The sequence below is a fragment of the Streptomyces sp. NPDC088725 genome, assembly GCF_044751305.1.
In the GTDB taxonomy this organism is placed as follows: Bacteria; Actinomycetota; Actinomycetes; order Streptomycetales; family Streptomycetaceae; genus Streptomyces.
Genome location: NZ_JBIVLO010000003.1, coordinates 592,245 through 611,830 on the forward strand (window position 1 = coordinate 592,245; position 19,586 = coordinate 611,830).

Annotated in this window: 19 protein-coding genes and 2 pseudogenes; 5 read left to right on the forward strand and 16 right to left on the reverse strand. The window is 69.2% G+C overall.

What is annotated here, in order from left to right; all coding sequences use genetic code 11:
* Positions 1 to 59: 59 nt before the first annotated feature.
* Complete coding sequence (locus ACIP6N_RS09810; RefSeq protein WP_401814432.1) at positions 60 to 872, reverse strand: menaquinone biosynthetic enzyme MqnA/MqnD family protein; 813 nt, start codon at positions 870 to 872, stop codon at positions 60 to 62.
* Positions 873 to 1,500: 628 nt separating this feature from the next.
* On the opposite strand from ACIP6N_RS09810, the gene ACIP6N_RS09815 reads away from it, so the two are divergent.
* Complete coding sequence (locus tag ACIP6N_RS09815; protein ID WP_003967102.1) at positions 1,501 to 1,704, forward strand: cold-shock protein; 204 nt, start codon at positions 1,501 to 1,503, stop codon at positions 1,702 to 1,704.
* Positions 1,705 to 2,020: 316 nt separating this feature from the next.
* Here ACIP6N_RS09815 and ACIP6N_RS09820 read toward each other — a convergent pair whose 3' ends face one another.
* From ACIP6N_RS09820 to ACIP6N_RS09850, 7 genes are all read right to left on the reverse strand, one after another.
* On the reverse strand, positions 2,021 to 3,991 hold the full coding sequence (locus ACIP6N_RS09820; RefSeq protein WP_401814269.1) for an AMP-dependent synthetase/ligase: 1,971 nt from the start codon (positions 3,989 to 3,991) through the stop codon (positions 2,021 to 2,023).
* A gap of 476 nt (positions 3,992 to 4,467) precedes the next feature.
* Complete coding sequence (locus ACIP6N_RS09825; protein ID WP_401814271.1) at positions 4,468 to 5,844, reverse strand: dicarboxylate/amino acid:cation symporter; 1,377 nt, start codon at positions 5,842 to 5,844, stop codon at positions 4,468 to 4,470.
* Between the two features lie 376 nt (positions 5,845 to 6,220).
* Positions 6,221 to 6,517 (reverse strand): DUF4229 domain-containing protein, encoded by a 297-nt coding sequence (locus ACIP6N_RS09830; protein ID WP_401814273.1) that lies wholly within the window; start codon positions 6,515 to 6,517, stop codon positions 6,221 to 6,223.
* A 67-nt stretch (positions 6,518 to 6,584) separates the two neighbouring features.
* On the reverse strand, positions 6,585 to 7,121 hold the full coding sequence (locus ACIP6N_RS09835) for a GNAT family N-acetyltransferase (protein ID WP_401814275.1): 537 nt from the start codon (positions 7,119 to 7,121) through the stop codon (positions 6,585 to 6,587).
* An 11-nt stretch (positions 7,122 to 7,132) separates the two neighbouring features.
* Positions 7,133 to 8,311: an aminofutalosine synthase MqnE gene (mqnE, locus tag ACIP6N_RS09840; protein WP_401814277.1), complete on the reverse strand. Its 1,179-nt coding sequence runs from the start codon at positions 8,309 to 8,311 to the stop codon at positions 7,133 to 7,135.
* A gap of 208 nt (positions 8,312 to 8,519) precedes the next feature.
* Positions 8,520 to 8,972 (reverse strand): Lrp/AsnC family transcriptional regulator, encoded by a 453-nt coding sequence (locus tag ACIP6N_RS09845; RefSeq protein ID WP_401814279.1) that lies wholly within the window; start codon positions 8,970 to 8,972, stop codon positions 8,520 to 8,522.
* A gap of 320 nt (positions 8,973 to 9,292) precedes the next feature.
* Positions 9,293 to 9,931: a UbiX family flavin prenyltransferase gene (locus ACIP6N_RS09850; protein WP_401814434.1), complete on the reverse strand. Its 639-nt coding sequence runs from the start codon at positions 9,929 to 9,931 to the stop codon at positions 9,293 to 9,295.
* A gap of 257 nt (positions 9,932 to 10,188) precedes the next feature.
* Between ACIP6N_RS09850 and ACIP6N_RS09855 the strand changes: the two genes are divergently transcribed.
* Positions 10,189 to 10,746: a rhomboid family intramembrane serine protease gene (locus ACIP6N_RS09855; protein WP_401814435.1), complete on the forward strand. Its 558-nt coding sequence runs from the start codon at positions 10,189 to 10,191 to the stop codon at positions 10,744 to 10,746.
* On the opposite strand, the gene mqnP is transcribed toward ACIP6N_RS09855, so the two are convergent.
* Positions 10,736 to 11,638 (reverse strand): menaquinone biosynthesis prenyltransferase MqnP, encoded by a 903-nt coding sequence (gene mqnP, locus ACIP6N_RS09860; protein ID WP_401814281.1) that lies wholly within the window; start codon positions 11,636 to 11,638, stop codon positions 10,736 to 10,738. The two genes, ACIP6N_RS09855 and mqnP, sit on opposite strands and share 11 nt — an antisense overlap.
* Positions 11,635 to 13,086 (reverse strand): menaquinone biosynthesis decarboxylase, encoded by a 1,452-nt coding sequence (locus tag ACIP6N_RS09865; protein WP_401814283.1) that lies wholly within the window; start codon positions 13,084 to 13,086, stop codon positions 11,635 to 11,637. Before ACIP6N_RS09865 ends, mqnP begins: the two co-directional genes overlap by 4 nt.
* 86 nt (positions 13,087 to 13,172) lie before the next feature.
* Here ACIP6N_RS09865 and ACIP6N_RS09870 point away from each other — a divergent pair, with 86 nt between their 5' ends.
* Complete coding sequence (locus tag ACIP6N_RS09870; protein ID WP_401814285.1) at positions 13,173 to 13,433, forward strand: PLDc N-terminal domain-containing protein; 261 nt, start codon at positions 13,173 to 13,175, stop codon at positions 13,431 to 13,433.
* 58 nt (positions 13,434 to 13,491) lie between these two features.
* Positions 13,492 to 13,815 (forward strand): annotated as a pseudogene (locus ACIP6N_RS09875) (cysteine hydrolase family protein); the annotation flags it as partial.
* 48 nt (positions 13,816 to 13,863) lie between these two features.
* Here ACIP6N_RS09875 and ACIP6N_RS09880 read toward each other — a convergent pair.
* The 4 genes and pseudogenes from ACIP6N_RS09880 to ACIP6N_RS09895 form a co-directional block, all read right to left on the reverse strand.
* Positions 13,864 to 14,115: pseudogene (locus tag ACIP6N_RS09880) on the reverse strand (pyridoxamine 5'-phosphate oxidase family protein); the annotation flags it as partial.
* A gap of 24 nt (positions 14,116 to 14,139) precedes the next feature.
* Complete coding sequence (locus ACIP6N_RS09885; RefSeq protein ID WP_401814287.1) at positions 14,140 to 14,256, reverse strand: pyridoxamine 5'-phosphate oxidase family protein; 117 nt, start codon at positions 14,254 to 14,256, stop codon at positions 14,140 to 14,142.
* On the reverse strand, positions 14,253 to 14,501 hold the full coding sequence (locus ACIP6N_RS09890) for a hypothetical protein (protein ID WP_401814289.1): 249 nt from the start codon (positions 14,499 to 14,501) through the stop codon (positions 14,253 to 14,255). The genes ACIP6N_RS09885 and ACIP6N_RS09890 overlap by 4 nt, the downstream gene beginning before the upstream one ends.
* 202 nt (positions 14,502 to 14,703) lie before the next feature.
* Positions 14,704 to 15,222, reverse strand: a complete 519-nt coding sequence (locus ACIP6N_RS09895) for an SMI1/KNR4 family protein (protein ID WP_401814291.1) — start codon at positions 15,220 to 15,222, stop codon at positions 14,704 to 14,706.
* A gap of 427 nt (positions 15,223 to 15,649) precedes the next feature.
* On the opposite strand from ACIP6N_RS09895, the gene ACIP6N_RS09900 reads away from it, so the two are divergent.
* Positions 15,650 to 16,717, forward strand: a complete 1,068-nt coding sequence (locus tag ACIP6N_RS09900; protein ID WP_401814293.1) for a hypothetical protein — start codon at positions 15,650 to 15,652, stop codon at positions 16,715 to 16,717.
* Between the two features lie 13 nt (positions 16,718 to 16,730).
* Here ACIP6N_RS09900 and ccsB read toward each other — a convergent pair whose 3' ends face one another.
* Together ccsB and ACIP6N_RS09910 are read right to left on the reverse strand one after the other, a co-directional pair.
* Complete coding sequence (ccsB, locus tag ACIP6N_RS09905) at positions 16,731 to 17,822, reverse strand: c-type cytochrome biogenesis protein CcsB (protein WP_401814295.1); 1,092 nt, start codon at positions 17,820 to 17,822, stop codon at positions 16,731 to 16,733.
* Complete coding sequence (locus tag ACIP6N_RS09910) at positions 17,819 to 19,582, reverse strand: cytochrome c biogenesis protein ResB (protein ID WP_401814297.1); 1,764 nt, start codon at positions 19,580 to 19,582, stop codon at positions 17,819 to 17,821. Before ACIP6N_RS09910 ends, ccsB begins: the two co-directional genes overlap by 4 nt.
* Positions 19,583 to 19,586: the final 4 nt, after the last annotated feature.

The window sequence follows — 19,586 nt, forward strand, 5'->3', positions numbered from 1 at the left end:
TCCCACCTCCTCGGTCGCTTCCACTGCTGGGGAGCGACACATTACCCGAGTCCGCGGAGTCAGGATTTGAGCAGTTCGATGTGCACATCGGACGGATAGCCCGTCGTCGGTCCCGTCCTGCGTGCGAACTCCCTGATGCCTGCCAGCTGTTCGTCGCCGAAGCGGAAATCGAGCGTCGTGAAGTAGCGTTCGAGCAGTTCCGCGTCGAATGCCTCCCAGCGCGCCGCCTGTTCCGCGACCTTGGCGACCTCTTCCAGGGAGAGGTCACGGGACGCGAGGAACGCCTCGTGCACCTTCCTGACCATCTGCGGTTCGCGCTCCTGGAAGTCCTTGCGGGCCGCCCACACGGCGAAGACGAACGGCAGGCCCGTCCACTCCTTCCACATCTGCCCCAGGTCGTGGACCTGGAGGCCGAGCCGCGGCGCGTCGTGCAGCGAGGCGCGCAGGGCGGCGTCGCCGATCAGGACGGCCGCGTCGGCCTCCTGCATCATCAGGCCGAGGTCGGGCGGGCAGGTGTAGTAGTCCGGCGTGACCTTGTACTGCTCCGCGAGCAGCAATTGGGCCAGCCGCACCGACGTACGGGACGTGGAGCCGAGAGCCACCCGCGCGCCGTCCAGCTGTTCGAGCGGGAGCTGCGAGACGATCACGCACGACATCACGGGTCCGTCGCAGCCGACCGCCAGATCGGGGAAGGCGATGAGCTGATCCGCGTTGCGGAGGAATTCCACGACGGTGACCGGCGCGATGTCCAGCTCGCCCCGGACCAGCTGCTCGCTCAGCTTCTCGGGAGTGTCTTTCGACAGCTCCAGATCGAGAAGGGTGCCGGTCCTGGCGAGACCCCAATAGAGGGGCAGGCAGTTCAGGAACTGGATATGGCCGACCCGCGGCCGGACGCGCCGGTGCGCGCCTCCAGTGACGGCGGTGGCTCCGGCGGCGGTGACGTCGCCGGAGGCAGCTCGGGGGACGGTGGCTCCGGCGGCGGTGGCTCCGGCGGCCTCAGCGGCTCCGGTGGCGCCCGCGCGGGGTGTCGCGCTCGGTGCCGCTCCTGTCGCCGCGTCTTCTGTTGCGGCTGCTGCTGCGTTTTCTACGGGACTGTCCACATGGGCGAGGCTAGCCCCGGAGGCGCGGCGGCCGATCGCGGGGGCCGGTGACAGGCCAGGACCAGAGCTGTCCGGGGGACTGCCGGGAGTCGTGGGAAAGCCGCCGCGCACCTGGTCCGCCGTCGGCTCGCAGGTACGGTTCCCTCCCTGGTCAGAGGCCTGATCAGGGGGCCGGCCCGGCGGCCGGTTCGTCAGCGGGTGAGGAGCTCGTCAAACGTCCGGGTGAAGTGATCTTTCCCTCTACCGCTGCGCCTGAGCTGCGTGCTAGGCTCGCTCGCAAGTTGCAGTTTGGTTTCCCTTGCAGTACAGAGCCTGCGGAGCATGTGACCCGCAGGCTTTTGTTTTTCAGACTTGTTTGCAGGTTCTGGAGCAGGGCAACCCTTTGGCCCAAGGAGGGCTTATGGCTACCGGAACCGTCAAGTGGTTCAACGCTGAAAAGGGCTTCGGCTTCATCGCCCAGGACGGCGGCGGCCCGGATGTCTTCGTCCACTACTCCGCGATCAACGCGTCTGGTTTCCGCTCTCTCGAGGAGAACCAGGTCGTGAACTTCGACGTCACTCAGGGCCCGAAGGGCCCGCAGGCGGAGAACGTCACCCCGGCCTAGTTGCCACCGGGTCGGCGATCGCGAACGACTTACGCAGTACCCAAGGAGCCCTGCGTCCCCCACTCGGGTGGGAGACGCAGGGCTCCTGCCTTTCCGCGCCACGCACCACGCGCCGGACGTCAGGCGCCACGCGCAACGCCTCCGGCACCGCAGACCCGACACCACGCGCCACACGCGGCACCGCACACCCGGCACCGCAGACCCGACACCACGCGCCACACGCGGCACCGCACACCCGGCACCGCATGCCCGGCGCCCCACACCCGGCACCGCATGCCACCGACGCACCACACACCCGGCGCCCGACGTGCTCACCTCAGCGCGTCGTGTACATCTCCTCGATGTCCTTGGCGAAGTCCGCCGTGACCGCCGCCCGCCGCACCTTCAGCGACGGCGTCAGATGCCCGCTCCCCTCCGTGAAGCTCACCGTCAGCACGCGGAAGCGCCGTATCGACTCGGCCCTGGACACCAGCCTGTTCGCCTCGTCGATCGCCCGTTGCAGGGAACTCAGCAGCTCCTCGTCCCTGACCAGTTCGCCGAGCGGCACGTCCTGCTTCTTCTTCATCTGCCGCCAGTGGTCGAGCCCGTCCGGTTCCAGGGTGATCAGGGCCGTGATGTACGGGCGGTTGTCGCCCAGTACGAGGCACTCGGCCACCAGCGGATGCGCGCGCAGCCAGTTCTCCAGCGGCGCGGGAGCCACGTTCTTGCCGCCCGTCGTGATGATGACGTCCTTCTTGCGGCCGGTGATCGTGAGGTAGCCCTCGTCGTCCAGCGCGCCCAGGTCACCGGTCGCGAACCAGCCGCCGCCGTTCTCCGTCTCCGCCTCCGTCTGCAGCACGGCCTCGCTCCGGACGCCGTCCCAGTAACCGCGGAAGACCTGGCCGCCGCGCAGCAGCACCTCGCCGTCGTCGGCGATCCATACGGACGTGCCGGGCAGCGGCCAGCCCACCGTGCCCATACGGGGTTTGAGCGGCGGTGTGACGGTCGCCGCGGCGGTCGTCTCCGTCAGGCCGTACCCCTCGAAGATCTCGATGCCCGCCCCCGCGTAGAAGGACGCGAGGCGGCGTCCCAGCGGGGAGCCGCCGCATATCACCTGCTTCACGCGGCCGCCGAGCGCCGCCCGGATCCGCCGGTAGACCAGCGGGTCGTAGAACGTACGCGCCGCACGCAGCGCGGGTGACGGCCCGGGACCCGTGCCGTGCTCGGCCTCCTCCACGGACTGGCCGTACTTTCTGGCGATCCGCGCCGCGCGGTCGAACGACGAGAGACGGCCGGCCTTCTCCGCGGTGGCGCGGCCCGTGTTGTAGATCTTCTCCAGGACGTACGGGATGGCCAGCATGAACGTCGGCCGGAAGCCCGCCAGGTCGGCGAGCAGGTCGTCGGTCCTGATGGACGGCGCGTGCCCGAGCCGTACGCGGGCACGCAGGCAGCCGATCGCGACCATGCGGCCGAAGACGTGCGAGAGCGGCAGGAACAGCAGGATGGACGCGGGCTCCTTGCTGACCGACTTGAAGACGGGGTGCAGGAGCTGGATCGCGCTGTCCACCTCGGCGAAGAAGTTGCCGTGGGTGAGGACACAGCCCTTGGGACGTCCCGTGGTGCCCGAGGTGTAGATGAGGGTCGCGATGGAGTCGGGGGTGAGGCCCGCACGGCGTTCCAGCACGGCCTCGTCGGGGAGGTGTTCGCCCGCCTGGCGGAGCCCGTCCATGGCACCCCCGTCGAACATCCACAAGTGGTCGAGTCCGGGCAGCTGCGAGCGTTCCTGGCCGATCAGCTGCGCCTGCTGCGCGTCCTCGACGGCGCAGGCGACCGCCCCGGAGTCCTGGAGGATCCAGCGGGCCTGGAAGGCGGAGCTGGTCGGGTAGATGGGGACGGTGACCAGTCCGGCGGCCCAGGAGGCGAAGTCGAGTACGGTCCACTCGTACGTCGTGCGCGCCATGATCGCGAGCCGGTCGCCCGGCCGCAGCCCGTTCGCTATCAGCCCCTTGGCGACCGCGCGGACGTCGTCGGCGAACTGCACGGCCGTGACGTCCTCCCAGTCGTCCTTCGACCCCTTGGGGACCTCCGCCCATCTGTCCGCCGTGGTCCGCTGCCGCCGCTTCCTGCTCATGACGGCCGCCATGGGCTCCTCGCAGGCGTTGTCGAAGGGGATGTCCGCCAGTGAACCGCGCAGGACCTGCGGGGTGTTGGGGCGTACGGCCACTTCTCTGACGACCCCGCCGACACGTAGCTTCTCGGGCTCGATCAGCTGTACGGGCAGGCCATCGGCGGGCACGGCAGCGGGCACGTGCGGCTCCTCGTCTCGGTGGGGGAGGTGAAGGGGGCGGTGGGGGGACACGGGTTGTCCGGTGGCGCGAAGGATCGGGTGGCGCAAGGGGATCGGGTGGCGCGGGGATCGGGTCGTGAGATTCAAGCATCCCGGCCTCTCTGAACTCCCCCCCCGACAGGGATCCGTCACGTATCCGCTCGAAGGCTCCTTCAGGGAAGCGCGGTTCGCGCCTCCGTCGCCCCCCGGCGCCGGGCAAGCCTATGACTCCGGCGGAAGGACTGGCACCCGGTCAGGAAAAGGCGGGCGAAGCTGACCGGGAACGCGAACGGGCCCCCTCCTCCGATGATCGGAGGAGGGGGCCCGTCAGGGGCTGCGGCGCGCAGCGGCGAGGCGCCGGACGCGGGACCGTCAGGCCGGAAAACCGGACGCCGGACTGTCCGGGCCGGACAGCCCGGCGTCGAACCGTCCGGGCCGGACAGCCCAGCGCGGGACCGTCAGGCCGCGACCGGGACCTTCGTCTCGTGCACGGACTCGTCACGGTCGAGGTCGTCGACCGGGGACGCCGAGGCCGAGTCGTACTTGACGCGGTCGAGGATGTTCTCGCGCGCCGCGACGATCAGCGGGGAGACGATCTGGCCGGCCACGTTCGTCGCCGTCCGCATCATGTCCAGGATCGGGTCGATGGCCATCAGCAGGCCCACGCCCTCCAGCGGCAGGCCCAGCGTGGAGAGGGTCAGCGTCAGCATGACCGTCGCGCCGGTGAGTCCGGCGGTGGCCGCGGAGCCGACGACCGAGACGAACGCGATCAGCAGGTAGTCCTGGATGCCCAGCTGTACGTCGAAGATCTGCGCGATGAAGATCGCGGCGAGCGCCGGGTAGATCGCGGCGCAGCCGTCCATCTTCGTCGTCGCGCCGAACGGCACGGCGAAGGACGTGTACTCCTTCGGAACGCCCAGCCGCTCGGTGACCCGCTGGGTCACGGGCATCGTGCCGACGGAGGAGCGGGAGACGAACGCCAGCTGGAGCGCGGGCCAGGCGCCCTTGTAGAACTGGAGCGGGTTGACCTTGGCGACCGTCGCGAGCAGCAGCGGGTAGACACCGAAGATGACCAGCGCGCAGCCGATGTAGACGTCGGCGGTGAAGGTCGCGTACTTGCCGATGAGGTCCCAGCCGTAGTCGGCGATGGCGAAGCCGATGAGGCCGATGGTGCCGATCGGGGCGAGGCGGATGACCCACCACAGCGCCTTCTGGAGCAGTTCGAGCACGGCCTCGCTGATGGAGAGGATCGGCTTGGCACGGTCACCGAGCTTGAGCGCGGCGATACCGGCGACCACCGCCATGAAGACGATCTGCAGGACGTTCAGTTCACTGAACGGCGTGATGATGTCGGTCGGCACGATGCCGGTCAGGAAGTCGATCCAGGAGCCGGAGTGCTTCGGCAGCTGGCCGTCCTTCGGGGTGAGCCCCGTACCGGCGCCCGGGTTGGTGATCAGGCCGATCAGCAGGCCGATGGCGACCGCGATCAGTGACGTGATCATGAACCAGAGCAGGGTGCGGGAGGCGAGCCTCGCCGCGTTGTTGACCTTGCGGAGGTTGGTGATCGACACGAGGATCGCGAAGAAGACCAGCGGGGCGACGGCCAGCTTCAGCAGCTGGACGAAGATGCTGCCGACCTCGTCCAGGGTCGTGTACAGCCAGTGGATGTCCTGGCTGCGGGCGAGCCAGCCGAGGAGGACACCGAGCGCCAGACCGGCGACGATCTGCGCCCAGAAGGGGACGCGCGGTATGCGGAAGCCGGATCTGCCGGATCCCGGCGAGCCCTCGGACGCTTCGGAACCGGCGGAAGCGGGCGGTGCGGAGTTCGCGGACACGAACACACTCCAGACATGACGAATCGGGGACCTACGGGGACGGGGTGGCGGCGCCCGTGCGCTGGGGGGTGTTGTGAGACGTACGGCGCCGCATGCTGCCAGGGTCAGGCCGTGCGGCAACAGACCGCGGACATGCAGCGGCAGAGATCGACATGCAGGCGCGCCACGAGCGGAATGCTCATGCCGTGGCGAGGGCGCGCTGCTGTCTTCATGTCGACACATTAACACTTCAACTTTGACCAACTCAAAGATCGCCTTGGGGTGAGACGCGCGGACGGGCACCGGGCCGCACGGCGTCGGGCCGCCGACACGCACGACAGCGCCCCGGCTCGGGCCGGGGCGCTGTCGTGGTGATGTGCGTGGGGCGGCGGGCCAACTACTCGGCCGCGCTGTCCTCCTGGGACCGGTTGGCCTCCAGCCGGGCCTTCGCGCCGTCGACCTTGCCGACGATCTGGGCCGACATCTCGTCGCGCTGCTTGCGCAGCAGGACGAGACTGAGCGGCGCCGAAATGACGATGGCGAGCAGCAGCAGCCAGATGAAGTTGGAGTCACCGAGCCCCTTCGGCAGTATGCCGAACTGCACCAGGGCGAGGGCCACGACGAAGCAGCCGACGAAGATGGCGAAGCGCATCAAGGTGTAGCGGACGGTGGCGCCTGGCTTCGCAGTGGTCACAACGGGCCTTCTCTCTTCCTGTCTTCGAACGCTCGCTGGTACGGCAGCGCTCACTGGTACGGCAGCGTCATGCCAGAGGCAGCAGCATGACGATGTCGTCACGGTCGTCGCCGGGCCCGACCCTGATCGCGCCGGGTACGCGCCCCACCTCTTTGTAACCGCAGGACGCGTAGAACCGGTCCACGCCCGTGCCGCCGCGGCACGTCAGCCGGATCGCCTCGATGCCCTCGAACCCGCGCGCCGGGTCCGAGGCCGCTTCGGCCGCCGCGGCCATCAGATCGCGGCCGTAGCCCTTGCCCTGGTGCCTGGGGTGGACCATCACGGTGTACAGCCAGATCCAGTGCCGCATCAGCCGGTGGGTGTTGTACGTGAGGAACGCCGTCGCCGCGACGGCGCCTTCCTCGTCGTACCCGACCAGCAGCCGCGCGCGGCCCTCGCCCATGGCCGTGAGGTGCTTCAGCCACTCGGGCCGTACGTCGGCCTCCGTCACCGGCGGTATGAAACCGACGGCGCCGCCCCCGTTGGAGACGTCCGTCCAGAGCGCGACGACACCGTCGGACAGGGACCGGTCGGCCTTCGGATCCAGCTCGAATATGAGCGCCACGTGACGACCCCTCAGACCCGCATGGCCTGCGGGGTCTCGCGCCGGTCGGCGTCGGGTCCCGGGTACTCGCGGATGATCTCGTAACGGGTGTTCCGCTCGACGGGACGGAAGCCCGCGTCGCGGATCAGGTCGAGCAGATCCTCACGGCCCAGCTTGTTCGGCGTGCCGTAGTTGTCCGCGTCGTGCGTGATCTTGTACTCGACGACCGAGCCGTCCATGTCGTCCGCGCCGTGCTGGAGCGCGAGCTGCGCGGTCTGCACGCCGTGCATCACCCAGAACACCTTGACGTGCGGCACGTTGTCGAAGAGCAGCCGGGAGACGGCGAAGGTCTTCAGCGCCTCCGCGCCGGTGGCCATCGTCGTACGGGCCTGAAGGCGGTTGCGGATCTTGCCGTCCTTCATGTCCACGAAGTCGTGCTGGTAGCGCAGCGGGATGAAGACCTGGAAGCCGCCGGTCTCATCCTGGAGCTCGCGCAGACGCAGCACGTGGTCGACGCGGTGGCGGGGCTCCTCGATGTGCCCGTACAGCATCGTCGCCGGGGTCTTGAGCCCCTTCTCGTGCGCCAGGCGGTGGATGCGCGACCAGTCCTCCCAGTGGGTGGCGTGGTCGACGATGTGCTGCCTGACCTCCCAGTCGAAGATCTCCGCGCCGCCGCCGGTCAGCGATTCCAGACCGGCTTCGATCAGCTCGTCGAGGATGTCGGACGCGCTCAGGCCCGAGATCGTCTCGAAGTGGTGGATCTCGGTGGCGGTGAACGCCTTCAGCGAGACCTGCGGGAGAGCTTCCTTGAGGGCGCTGAGCGAGCGCGGGTAGTACCGCCACGGCAGCGTCGGGTGCAGTCCGTTGACGATGTGCAGCTCGGTGAGGTTCTCCCCCTCCATCGCCTTCGCGAGGCGGACGGCCTCCTCGATGCGCATCGTGTACGCGTCCTTCTCGCCCGGCTTGCGCTGGAACGAGCAGTACGCGCACGACGCGGTGCACACGTTCGTCATATTGAGGTGGCGGTTCACGTTGAAGTGCACGACGTCGCCGTTCTTACGCGTACGCACCTCATGCGCGAGCCCGCCGAGCCAGGCGAGATCGTCCGTCTCGTACAGGGCGACGCCGTCCTCGCGGCTCAGCCGCTCTCCGGCGCGGACCTTCTCCTCCAGCTCGCGCTTGAAGCCCACATCCTGGACAGATGCAGTCATCCCGCCGCCTCCCATACGTCTACCAACCGGGCCAGACGAGCGTACGCCCTCGGTCGGACAAGTCCGACGCTGGCCTCGCCCGGGGACGGCTGGACCCTCGCCACACGGGCGGCCCGGCCCTCGTCACGAGGCCGCGCGGGCGTCGCTCCCCGGGCCGCGCGGCCTCCTCCCCAGGCGGCCCGCCCCTCGCCCCCGGGCCGCGCCGGCCTCACTCCTCGGGGAGTTCGCCCACCCTGTTCTCCCACTTCGTGGAGAGAACGATGGTGGTGCGTGTCCTGGACACGCCCTCCGTCTTGCTCAGCCGGCCGATCGTCTTCTCCAGGCCGTCGACGTTGTCCGCCCGCACCTTGAGCATGTACGAGTCGTCGCCCGCGATGAACCAGCAGTCCTCGATCTCCGAGAGGTCGCTCATCCGGCGCGCCACGTCCTCGTGGTCGGCGGCGTCCGAGAGCGAGATCCCGATGAGCGCGGTAACGCCGAGGCCGAGCGAGGCCGCGTCGACCGTCGCGCGGTAGCCGGTGATGACGCCGGCCGCTTCGAGCCGGTTGATGCGGTCGGTGACGCTGGGCCCGGAGAGCCCGACGAGCCGGCCCAGCTCGGCGTACGAGGCCCTGCCGTTCTCTCTGAGGGCCTGGATGAGCTGCCTGTCCACGGCGTCCATATGCCTTGAGCCTTCCATTGTTCAGCGTGCTCGCAAAATAAGTAGTAGAATCTAAGGCATGCAGGGGTGAGACCCTGCGAATCTCTCAGACAATCGACGATAGTCCTTCGAACCACGAAAGCTTAGGAGTGAGTTTCACTCATGTACACGATCGAGATGGCTTACGCACACATGCGTTCACTGCAGGAGCTGGCCGATCGCTCGCGTGCCCACAAGGCCGCGGCTCCGCGCGCCCCCAAGGCCGCCCGCGCCTCGCGTCACGCCAAGAAGCGCTGACCGGAGCAGCCCCCGATCTCGGCCCACGGCTCTCCGTACTGACGTCAGTCCCCGCGAGAGCCGCCGAGCTCCCCCTCCCAGCGGCGGTAGAGCCGGTGCGGCACCCCCGCCGCGTCCAGCGCCCGCCCGGCGACGAAGTCCACCAGGTCCTGGATGTGCGTCGCCCCCGCGTAAAAGGCCGGTGAGGCGGGCAGTACGACGGCGCCCGCCTCGTCCAGTGCCACCAGGTGCTTCAGGGTCTGTCCGCTCAGAGGTGTCTCGCGGACGACGACCACCAGCTTCCGCCGCTCCTTGAGCGTCACGCTCGCCGCGCGCTGGAGCAGATCCTTCGACAGACCGAGCGCCACCCCGGCCACCCCCGCCGTGGACGCCGGCACGATGATCATTCCCTTGACCGGATACGACCCCGAGGAAGGCCCCGCGGCGAGGTCGCCCGCGGTCCAGTGCCGCACCCCGGAGAGGTCCGGTGCGAACGTGTCCGGCCTGCCGTCCGCGCCCCGCGCGAGCCAGGTCCCCAGGTCTTCCCGCCAGTGCGCGTCCCGGAACGCGATCCCCGTCTCGTCCAGCAGCGTCAGCCGCGACGCCCTGCTGACCACCAGGTCCACGCTCTCGCCCGCGTCCAGCAGCCCGCGCAGCACCGCCGCGGCGTACGGGGTCCCGGACGCGCCGGACACCCCGACGATCCAGGGCCGGCGCGGCTCGGGCCCAGGCGCCGACCCCCGAGCCGGCTGTGGCGGGCTGTGCTGGTCTGCGTACGCTCCGGGCTTCACGGCTCCGAGCCTATCCGGCGCCTCCGAGCCGGAACCGGCGACCGTGCCCCGGACGTTCCAGACAGGGGAGTGACGAGACCGGAGGGGGTCCGCACGTGTCGTATCCGAGAACCGCCGCCACCACGACCACCGGCGCACGGGCAGGCCGGGTGAAGACGGCCGCCGCGGTGATGGTCGGCTGGATCGCGCTGCTCTGGGTGCTCGAGATCGTGGACGCGGCCACGGGCGGCTCGCTCGACACGTACGGACTGAGCCCGCGCAGCCCCGGCGAACTGCGCGACGTCATCCCGATGGCGTTCCTGCACCACGGCTTCGGGCATCTGGTGTCCAACACCGTGCCGCTGCTGGTCCTCGGGTTCCTGGTCGCGCTGAGCGGGCTGCGCCGCCTCGTCTCCGTCGCCCTGACCATCATGGTCGTCGGCGGCCTGGGCGTCTGGCTCACCGCCCCCGACCACTCGAACACGGTGGGGGCTTCCGGGGTGATCTTCGGCCTGCTCGGTTATCTGCTCGTCCGGGGCTTCGTCAACCGCCGGGCTCGGGACCTCGTGGTGGGACTGCTGGTGCTGGCGGTGTACGGCTCGGTGCTGTGGGGCGTGCTGCCCGGTGACCCGTCCATCAGCTGGCAGGGTCATCTCTTCGGACTGCTCGGCGGCGTACTCGCCGCGTTCCTGTTCCGCGAGCGTGCGCGGCGGGCACCGATGGGGCCCGCCGCCGCGCTCATACCGTGAGGCCGCGTACCAGCAGGTCCAGCAGCGCACAGACGAAGAGCGCGATGCCGATGAAGCCGTTGGTGCTGAAGAACGCGCGGTTCAGGCGCGACAGGTCGTGCGGCTTCACGATCGAGTGCTCGTAGAGGAAGGCGCCCGCGACTATCACCAGACCGATCCAGAAGAACACCCCGGCGCCGGTCTCCAGCGCGTACCAGACCAGCAGCCCGGTGGTCACGACGTGCGCGGCCCGCGCGCCGTACAGCGCCGCCGGGATGCCGAAGCGCGCCGGTACGGACTTCACGCCGTGCGCGCGGTCCGCCTGCACGTCCTGGCAGCCGAAGATCAGGTCGAAGCCGCCGATCCAGACGCCCACCGCGAAACCGAGGATCACCGCGCTCCACGACCACTCCCCCGTGATCGCGATCCAGGCGCCGATCGGGCCGATGGCCTGGGCGATACCGAGGATGGCGTGCGGGAAGTTCGTGAACCGCTTGCCGTACGGGTAGACCACCATCGGTACGACGGCAACCGGCGCCAGCGCCAGGCACAGCGGTCCCAGCAGCGCGGCCGCGCCCAGGAAGACCACCACGGCGATGCCCGCGCCGGTCCACGCGGACCGCACCGACACCGCGCCCGTCACCAGCTCGCGGCCCGCGGTGCGCGGGTTACGCGCGTCGATCTCGCGGTCGATGATGCGGTTGCACGCCATCGCGAACGTACGCAGGCCCACCATGGCCACCGTGACCAGCAGCAACCGGCCCCAGTGGATGTTGTTGTCGAGCTGGGCCATCGCCGTCAGTGCCGCGATGTACGCGAAGGGCAGCGCGAAGACCGAGTGCTCGATCAACACGAGCCGCAGGAACGACTTGGTCCTGCCCGACTGCGGCATGGCCGCCGCGGCGCTGGTCACAGCCCGTACTCCTTCCAGCGGCGGTCGACCGTCGCCGCCGTCTCCGGGTCGGACTCGACCATGTTCGGCCAGCCGCCGTCCCGCGTGTACCCCTCCTCGGGGAGCTTCCTCGTCGCGTCGATCCCCGCCTTGCCGCCCCAGAACTGCTGGTAGGAGGCGTGGTCGAGATGGTCCACCGGGCCCTCGGCCACGGTGAGGTCGCGCGCGTAGTCGGTGTTGCCGAGCGCGCGCCAGGCCACCTCGTGCAGATCGTGGACGTCACAGTCGGCGTCCACGACCACGATCAGTTTGGTGAGCGACATCATGTGCGCGCCCCAGACCGCGTGCATCACCTTCTGCGCGTGCTTCGGGTACTTCTTGTCGATCGAGACGATCGCGCAGTTGTGGAAACCACCCGCCTCCGGCAGGTGGTAGTCCACGATGTCCGGCACGATGATCTTCAGCAGCGGCAGGAAGAAGCGTTCCGTCGCCCGTCCCAGCGGCCCGTCCTCCGTCGGCGGCCTGCCGACCACGATCGACTGGAGCAGCGGACGCTTGCGCATCGTCACGCAGTCGATGGTGAGCGCGGGGAACTCCTCCTGCGGCGTGTAGAAGCCGGTGTGGTCGCCGAAGGGGCCCTCGGGCAGCGTCTTGCCCGGTTCCAGCCAGCCCTCGATGACGACCTCGGCGTTGGCCGGTACCTGGAGAGGGACGGTCTTGCAGTCGACCATCTCGATCCGCTTGCCCTGGACGAAGCCCGCGAACAGGTACTCGTCGATGTCACCGGGCAGCGGCGCGGTGGAGGCGTACGTCACCGCGGGCGGACAGCCGAAGGCGATCGCGACCGGCAGCCGCTCGCCGCGCCTGGCGGCGACCTGGTAGTGGTTGCGGCTGTCCTTGTGGATCTGCCAGTGCATCCCGATGGTGCGCCGGTCGTGACGCTGGAGGCGGTAGAGGCCGAGGTTGCGTACGCCGCTGACGGGGTCCTTGGTGTGCGTGAGGCCGAGGTTGAAGAAGGACCCGCCGTCCTCGGGCCAGGTGAACAGCGCGGGCAACTGGTCCAGGTCCACGTCGTCGCCGGTGAGGACGACCTCCTGGACGGGCGCGTCCTTCACCTTCTTCGGCGGTACGTGCACCATCGTGCCGAGCTTGCCGAACGCCTCGCGCACACCGACGAAGCCCTGCGGCAGCTCCGGCTTGAGCAGGCCGCCGATCTTGTCGCTGATGTCCGCGTACGACTTCAGGCCGAGCGCCTTGAGCAGCCGGCGGTCCGTCCCGTACACGTTCATGGCCAGCGGCATCGAGGAGCCCCTGACGTTCTCGAACAGCAGCGCGGGTCCGCCGGCCTTGTTCACCCGGTCGACGATCTCCCCGACTTCGAGGTACGGGTCGACCTCTGCCTTGATGCGTTTGAGGTCGCCCTCGCGCTCCAGGGCCCGGAGCAGCGAGCGAAGATCGTCGTAAGCCATGCCGTCCAGTATCGGTCACTCGCTACCCTGGAGCCTTCAGGGGGGCCGCGATCCGGTCTCGATCTTCATGTACGAGGGGGACCGCCATGCTTCGGGTGCTGATGATTCTGGTGCCACTGGGCCTCAGCGTCTACGCGTTCATCGACTGTCTGAGCACCGACGAGAAGGAGATCCGCCTTCTCCCCAAGCCCCTCTGGGCCATCCTGGTGCTGATCTTCCCGCTCGTCGCGTCCCTCTCCTGGCTGATCGCGGGCAAGGACCGGCAGGCCGCGCGGCGCGGCTGGATCGCGCCGGACGACAACCCGGACTTCCTCAACTCCCTCGGCGACACGCCTCCGAAGGCCTGACCGCCGTCGAACGCCTCATGAACGCGGCTCCTCGACCGTCGTCCTCGTCCGGTACGTTCGGGACGTTCGGGACGACGGCGCCGACGGCGGCATCGACGCCGGCCCCAACCGGCTGGTCCCCGGTCTTGAACCGCGAGCCGGCGAACACCTGGTGACCAAGCACGGCCTCGACGCTTTCGAGGGCACCGACCTCCACGACCACCTGAACCGCGAAGGCGTCACCGATGTCGTGGGCGCCGGGCTGTCCACCGCGCACGGTGTCGCGGCCACCGCCGGCGTGGACGAGGCGCAGCACCGCGCGGCACTCGGCCGGCTCACCGCGCTCGGCGCACGCACCAAGCTGACCGCGGACCTGGTGGCCGCCGAGGCCGGCGGGAACTGACGGCGCGGCCGCGGCGGTTCGGCGTGAGCCGGCCCCGGACCGGCCGGTTCACTGGTAGCTGACCGCCGTTGGCCTGACCACGTACACGATGCGCTGCGCGACGTCCGGCGGCGGGCCGTCCAGCTTCATGCCGTACCGCTCCGCGAGCTGCGCGAAGACCTCGCCGGAGGAGTCGTCGTCGATCCGCTCCACCTCGCCACGGATCTCCAGGTAACGGTACGGCTGCTCCGGGTCGTTGATCGACACCGAGACGTGCGGGTCGGCCGTTATGTTCTTGTACTTGTAGCGGACCGTGGTGTTGGTGAAGCGGACGTACTCGCCGTCTCAGGAGAACCACATCGGGTTCACCTGCGGCCCGCCATCCGCCGCCCGGATCGTGGCCAGATGGCCGAAGAGCGGCCGCTCCAGTAAATCCTTATGGCTGTCGGGAATGAGACTCATACCGTGTGTTCCTTCACTTTCTCTTGTTCGTCCCGTCGGGCCCCGAGCACGGGACCGAACAGGGCCGTGAGCCGTGCCCGCATCGAGGGGACGTCCCTGGCAATCCGGTCCACGTGGCCGTCCGGCCGGACGAGCACGAGCGCGAGCTTTCCGCGACGCGCCTCGGCGCGGACGCCGAACACCGCGTCGAGCCTGTCAGCACACCACAGTGCCAGCTCCCGGGCCGACTCGGCCCGCGGTCCCATGAAGGACCAACGTGTGCCGGAGAGCGTCGAGTTCCCTCCGCAGCGGCAACGGCACCGTCTCGTGTCGGCGTGCCGTGCGTGCACGTTGAAGAAGCTGATCCGGCTGCAGCGGACTTGGGAACTGTCCGCTACCTGAGGTCAGCCGCCCTCTTCACTCGCCACAAGAGAGATCGGAAAAGCTCAGCACCCGCGATAACGGTGTTCACGATGCGAGGATTTCGTCGTTGGATTTGAACTCATGCTCGTCGAGGGGGAATTCGTCGAAGTAAATCGTGTCCGCTTCTCCGGTGAGAGCGGAGAAGAGGAAGTGCGCGCAGGAGTGGGGATGGTATTCCCACTCCGGGCCCCGGCCCTCGTTGAACAGGGTGGTCCACTCCTCCGGATTCTGCCCGGGCCGGCGCAGCCAGTACAGCATGGCGCCGCTGCCCTCGATGTACGCCCAGGGCAGCACCGTGGCCCCGTCGTCCTGCAGGAGTTGCGGTGGCTTGGGCTCGACCTGCCACAAGTTGGCCAAGATCTCGGCACGCGCCTTGGCCTCGTCGAGAAGGTTGTAGCCCTTGTCGAGGCTTTCGGGGTCCAAGAGCCAGATCTCCTCGTCGAAAACTCCGCCTCCGTAGGTCCCGATGAGTTCCTTGTAGTCCTGCGGCAGGGCGGTGCCGAGCTGCTGCTCTACGGCGGCCCAGTCCCGTGAGCGGCGGGGGCCGGCAGGAGGAATCAGCACGGTAAGGCGTTCAACGGCGGGGTGCATCTGGATTGGGGCCTTTCTCTGAGGTGTCCGGGCGCCCGTGAACCGGTCGCCGAAAAGCTGTAGGACGGTGGCTGGTTCGACGGTGCGGCGGTGCGTCTACCTACAGAGAAAAGAAAAGAGAAAGAAACAACCCACCCAACCCAACCCCGCCGTCTTTGGCCTCGGGTTCTCGGTCACTCGCACGGGTGATCTCACCCAACTCAGCTGGCGCCGAGGGCCATCGGCGGGGCAAGCTCAGCCCAAACAACCGCAAAACGAAACGGCCCCCGGCCGGGACTAGAGATCCCGATCGGAGGCCTGACCACCAAGGAAGAAGCGCTTCCCGATGGCTGAACAGAACTTTAGCGCGCCCTCGCGCGCCCGACGCGTGGTTCCACGATCCCCCCGTGGAGTCACCAAGATGAACGAAACGCACCGCCAGCGGTTCACGATCATCGGCAACCACCTCGCCCAGCACCGCGAGCTCTCCCTGACCGCGATCGGACTGGCCACACACATCCAGTCGCTGCCCGAAGGCGCGTCCGTCGACATCCTCACTCTGGCCGGGAAGTTCGCGGAGGGCAGGAACCGAGTAGCTTCCGCCTTGAGGGAGTTGGAGGCGCACGGCTATCTCGAACGGGTGCGGGAGCGTACGCCCGAGGGCCGGATCGTCACGCGGACCATCTCGTACAACCACCCGGAGTCCACCCGCGCCCGTCTGACGCTGGAAGCGGCCGCGCACGGCACCGGTCAGGCGCAGGCGAAGCCCGTCGGTCCCAGGCCCGCCGCCCGCTCGTCGTCCGCCGCGCCTGCCCGGCCCTCGTCCGGCGCGCCTGCCCGACGCCACCAGCGCTCGCGCGCCGTGCGCGGTGGTCCGACGGCACCGCCTGCGCCCCGGGCCGCCCAGCGACCGGCTCCGTCCCGTCCCGCGCGGCCAACCGGGCCCTTACACGCGCCCGCAGAACCGGAACCAGCCCTCGTAGCCCCGGCCGCCCCAGAACCCGAACCCGCGCCAGCGCCAGCGCCAGCACCGTCCGCGCAAGCTCGCCCCACACCGCCCCCGCTGCCCGCACCACAGGCCCACGACCCCGAACGTCACACCACCGCCATCACCCTCCTGGCAGGCCTCCACCGCGACGCACCCCAACTCCTGCTCCCCGAACGCGACGTACACCGCCTCGCCCCAGCCGTAGCCGCCTGGCTCGAACGCGGCGCCACCCCCGACGCCGTACACCACACCCTCACCAACGGCCTCCCCACCGAACCACGCCACCCCGCCGCACTCCTCGCCCACCGCCTCACCGACCTGCTGCCGCCGCCGCTCCCGGCAGCCACGAGGGCGGCCCGTCCCGATCCGCTCCAGAACTGCGAAGACTGCGACCGCGCCTACCGCGCACCCGCGCCAGGAAAATGCCGCGACTGCCTTCACACGACGACAGCACCGCCCGCGCCCCCTGCGGATCGGGGCGCGGGCGGTGCTGTCGGGTGAAGGCGGAAGGCGCTCAGACGCCCGCGTACGAGTGCTTGCCGGTGACGAAGATGTTCACGCCGTAGTAGTTGAACAGCCAGCAGCCGAAGGCGATCAGCGCCAGGTAGGCGGCCTTGCGGCCCTTCCAGCCCGCCGTGGCGCGCGCGTGCAGGTAACACGCGTACACGACCCAGGTGATGAAGGACCAGGTCTCCTTCGGGTCCCAGTTCCAGTAGCGGCCCCAGGCGTCGCCCGCCCAGATCGCGCCCGCGATGATCGTGAACGTCCAGAGCGGGAAGACGGCCGCGTTGACGCGGTAGGCGAGCTTGTCGAGTGTCGCGGAGGCGGGAAGCCGTTCCATGACGGAGGTGGCGAACGAGCCGGGCTTGAGGCCGGCGGCCAGCTTGGACTCGTAGCGCTCACGGAAGAGGTAGAGCACCGTGGCGACGGCGCCGACGTAGAACACGGCGCCGCAGAAGATCGCGGTGGAGACGTGGATCCACAGCCAGTACGAGTGCAGAGCGGGCACCAACTGGTCGCTGGCGGTGTACAGGACCGTGACGGCGAGGCCGAGGTCGAGCAGGACCGTGGTGACGAGCGGCAGTCCGAGCCAGCGGATGTTCTTCTTCAGCAGGAGCAGGACGAGGTAGACCCCGACCGCCACCGAGGAGAAGGTGATGTTGAATTCGTACATGTTGCCCCACGGCGCCCGCCCCACGGACATCGCGCGGGCGATCACACCGGCCGCCTCGATGCCGAAGGCGAGGACGGTGAGGGACACGGCGACCCGGCCGTACAGGTCGCCCTGGACGTCGTCGCCGTGCGCGCCGGGACCGTCCGGGACGTCGCGGGCGCCGGTGGCGGAGCGGGTGATGACCTTCGGCCGGTCCAGGACGGCCGTGCCCGCGCCGCCCCTGACCTCGATCCGCGGCGAACCGGAGGCCGCGGCGCCCTTGGTGCCGCTGGTCAGCGCGGCCGCCGTACGGGCGACCTTGCTCCTGCTGCCGAACAGCCACTCGGCCATGTGTGCGAAGAAGGCCAGCGTGTAGACGGCCATGGATGAATAGATCAGCACATTGCTGGTGTGCGCCAGGCTCTCATTGGTCGCTGTGGCGGCGAGATTCACTTGCCAGCCCCTTCAACAGTCTCGGCGGGATGAGCTTTCGGGTCAGGCGCGGTGGGCGCCTCTGCATGGAGGGTGACGGCGAGTTCGCCCAGCTCCTCGGGGAGCCGCGCGGACTCGCTGCGGCCGAGTCCGGCCATCTCGATGACGGTCGCGCCGTCCGTCCCCCGCGCGGCCCGGACCCAGATCCGGCGCCGTTGGATGAAGAGCGAGCCCGCCAGGCCCGCGATGGCCGCGATGGCGCCGATCAGGGCGTAGAGACCGCCGGGCTGGTGGGAGATCTGGAAGCTCGCCCACTCCTTGATCTCCTTGTCCATGGTGATCGATCCTGCGCCGTCCGGGAGGGTCAGGGTCTCGCCGGGCAGCAGCGTCTTCTTCAGCTGCTTCCCGTCGGCGTCCTTGAACGGGGTCATCTTCCGGGTGTCCAGCTGGTACACGTTCTGCGGCAGGCCCGCGTCGACGCCCAGACTGCCGTGGTAGGGGCCCACGTTGAGGACCGGGAAGTCGAGCGCGGGGAACTGGGAGAACATCCGCCCCTCGCCCTTGCCGCCTCCGTAGGTCGGTACGAAGAAGGCAGCGATGCCCAGCTGGTCCCGCTTGCCGTTCTTGTCGCGGTAGCCGTCCATCACCTTGATGGCGCCGGTGGACGAGACGTTGTTGTCGATGGGCAGCAGCGGAGTCGCGCCGTGGAAGACGACCTTGCCGCGGCCGTCCTTGACCGTGACGACGGGCGCGTATCCGTGCGCGTTCAGATACACCTTGAAGTCGTCCACCACGAGCGGCTTGTTGACCTCGATGACCGCCTTGCGCTCCTTCTCACCGGGGCCCGGGGAGTAGGTGACGGCAGCCTCGTACGTACGGGGCGTGCCCACCTCGGGGCCGCTGCGCGCGTACGTGCCGGTGAACTTGTCCAGGCTGAAGCTGAACGGGGCGAGGTTGTCGGTGCTGAACAGCGAGCCGGACCTGAAGTCGTCGTACTGGGTCAGCGTGTTGGCGAAGCCGTCGCCCTCGACGATCAGCTTGCCGCCCTCGGACTTGAACAGCTGCCCGCTGGCGAAGGACACCAGCAGCACGATCAGCGCGATGTGGAACATGAGGTTGCCGGTCTCGCGGAGGTAGCCCTTCTCCGCGGCGACCGCGTCGCCGGTGGCCTGGACGCGGAAGCGGCGCTTCTTCAGCAGCGCGGCGGCGGCCGCGCGTACCGCCTCGGGCTCGGCCTCGGTGCGCCAGGTGGTGTACGCGGGCAGCCGGGTCAGCCGCTTGGGCGCGGCCGGCGGGCGGCCGCGCAGCTGGCCGACGAACTGCCAGGTGCGCGGGATGATGCAGCCGATGAGCGAGATGAACAGCAGGATGTAGATGGCGGAGAACCACACCGAGCTGTAGACGTCGAACAGTTGCAGGCGCTCGTAGACGGGCGTGACCGTCGTGTGCGCGGCCTTGAAGGTCTGGACCTTGAGTTCGTCGACGTTGTTCTGCGGGATCAGCGAACCGGGGATCGCGCCGAGCGAGAGCAGGAAGAGCAGGATGAGCGCGACGCGCATCGAGGTGAGCTGCCGCCAGAACCAGCGGGCCCAGCCGATGACGCCGAGCGTGGGGCCGCCGATGAGGGAGTCCTCGCGGGGCGCGGTGGAGAGCTGGGTGCCGGCGGCGCCGAGTTCGCGGGCGTTCGCGGCCTCGGCCTCCGCGGCGGTCTCGGGCGTACCGACCCCGCCTTCCGCCGTGCCTTCGGTCTCCGCCGTGCTGCCGGTCTCTGTCTTGCTCATGGAA

Excerpts from the sequence above, each read along its gene's own strand:
- ACIP6N_RS09815 (WP_003967102.1), top strand. The coding sequence starts at position 1,501 with ATGGCTACCGGAACCGTCAAGTGGTTCAACGCTGAAAAGGGCTTCGGC.
- mqnE (WP_401814277.1), bottom strand. The coding sequence starts at position 8,311 with ATGACTGCATCTGTCCAGGATGTGGGCTTCAAGCGCGAGCTGGAGGAG.
- ACIP6N_RS09845 (WP_401814279.1), bottom strand. The coding sequence starts at position 8,972 with ATGGACGCCGTGGACAGGCAGCTCATCCAGGCCCTCAGAGAGAACGGC.
- ACIP6N_RS09855 (WP_401814435.1), top strand. The coding sequence starts at position 10,189 with ATGGTCGGCTGGATCGCGCTGCTCTGGGTGCTCGAGATCGTGGACGCG.
- ACIP6N_RS09865 (WP_401814283.1), bottom strand. The coding sequence starts at position 13,086 with ATGGCTTACGACGATCTTCGCTCGCTGCTCCGGGCCCTGGAGCGCGAG.
- ACIP6N_RS09870 (WP_401814285.1), top strand. The coding sequence starts at position 13,173 with ATGCTTCGGGTGCTGATGATTCTGGTGCCACTGGGCCTCAGCGTCTAC.
- ACIP6N_RS09885 (WP_401814287.1), bottom strand. The coding sequence starts at position 14,256 with ATGAGTCTCATTCCCGACAGCCATAAGGATTTACTGGAGCGGCCGCTC.
- ACIP6N_RS09890 (WP_401814289.1), bottom strand. The coding sequence starts at position 14,501 with ATGGGACCGCGGGCCGAGTCGGCCCGGGAGCTGGCACTGTGGTGTGCT.
- ACIP6N_RS09900 (WP_401814293.1), top strand. The coding sequence starts at position 15,650 with ATGAACGAAACGCACCGCCAGCGGTTCACGATCATCGGCAACCACCTC.
- ACIP6N_RS09910 (WP_401814297.1), bottom strand. The coding sequence starts at position 19,582 with ATGAGCAAGACAGAGACCGGCAGCACGGCGGAGACCGAAGGCACGGCG.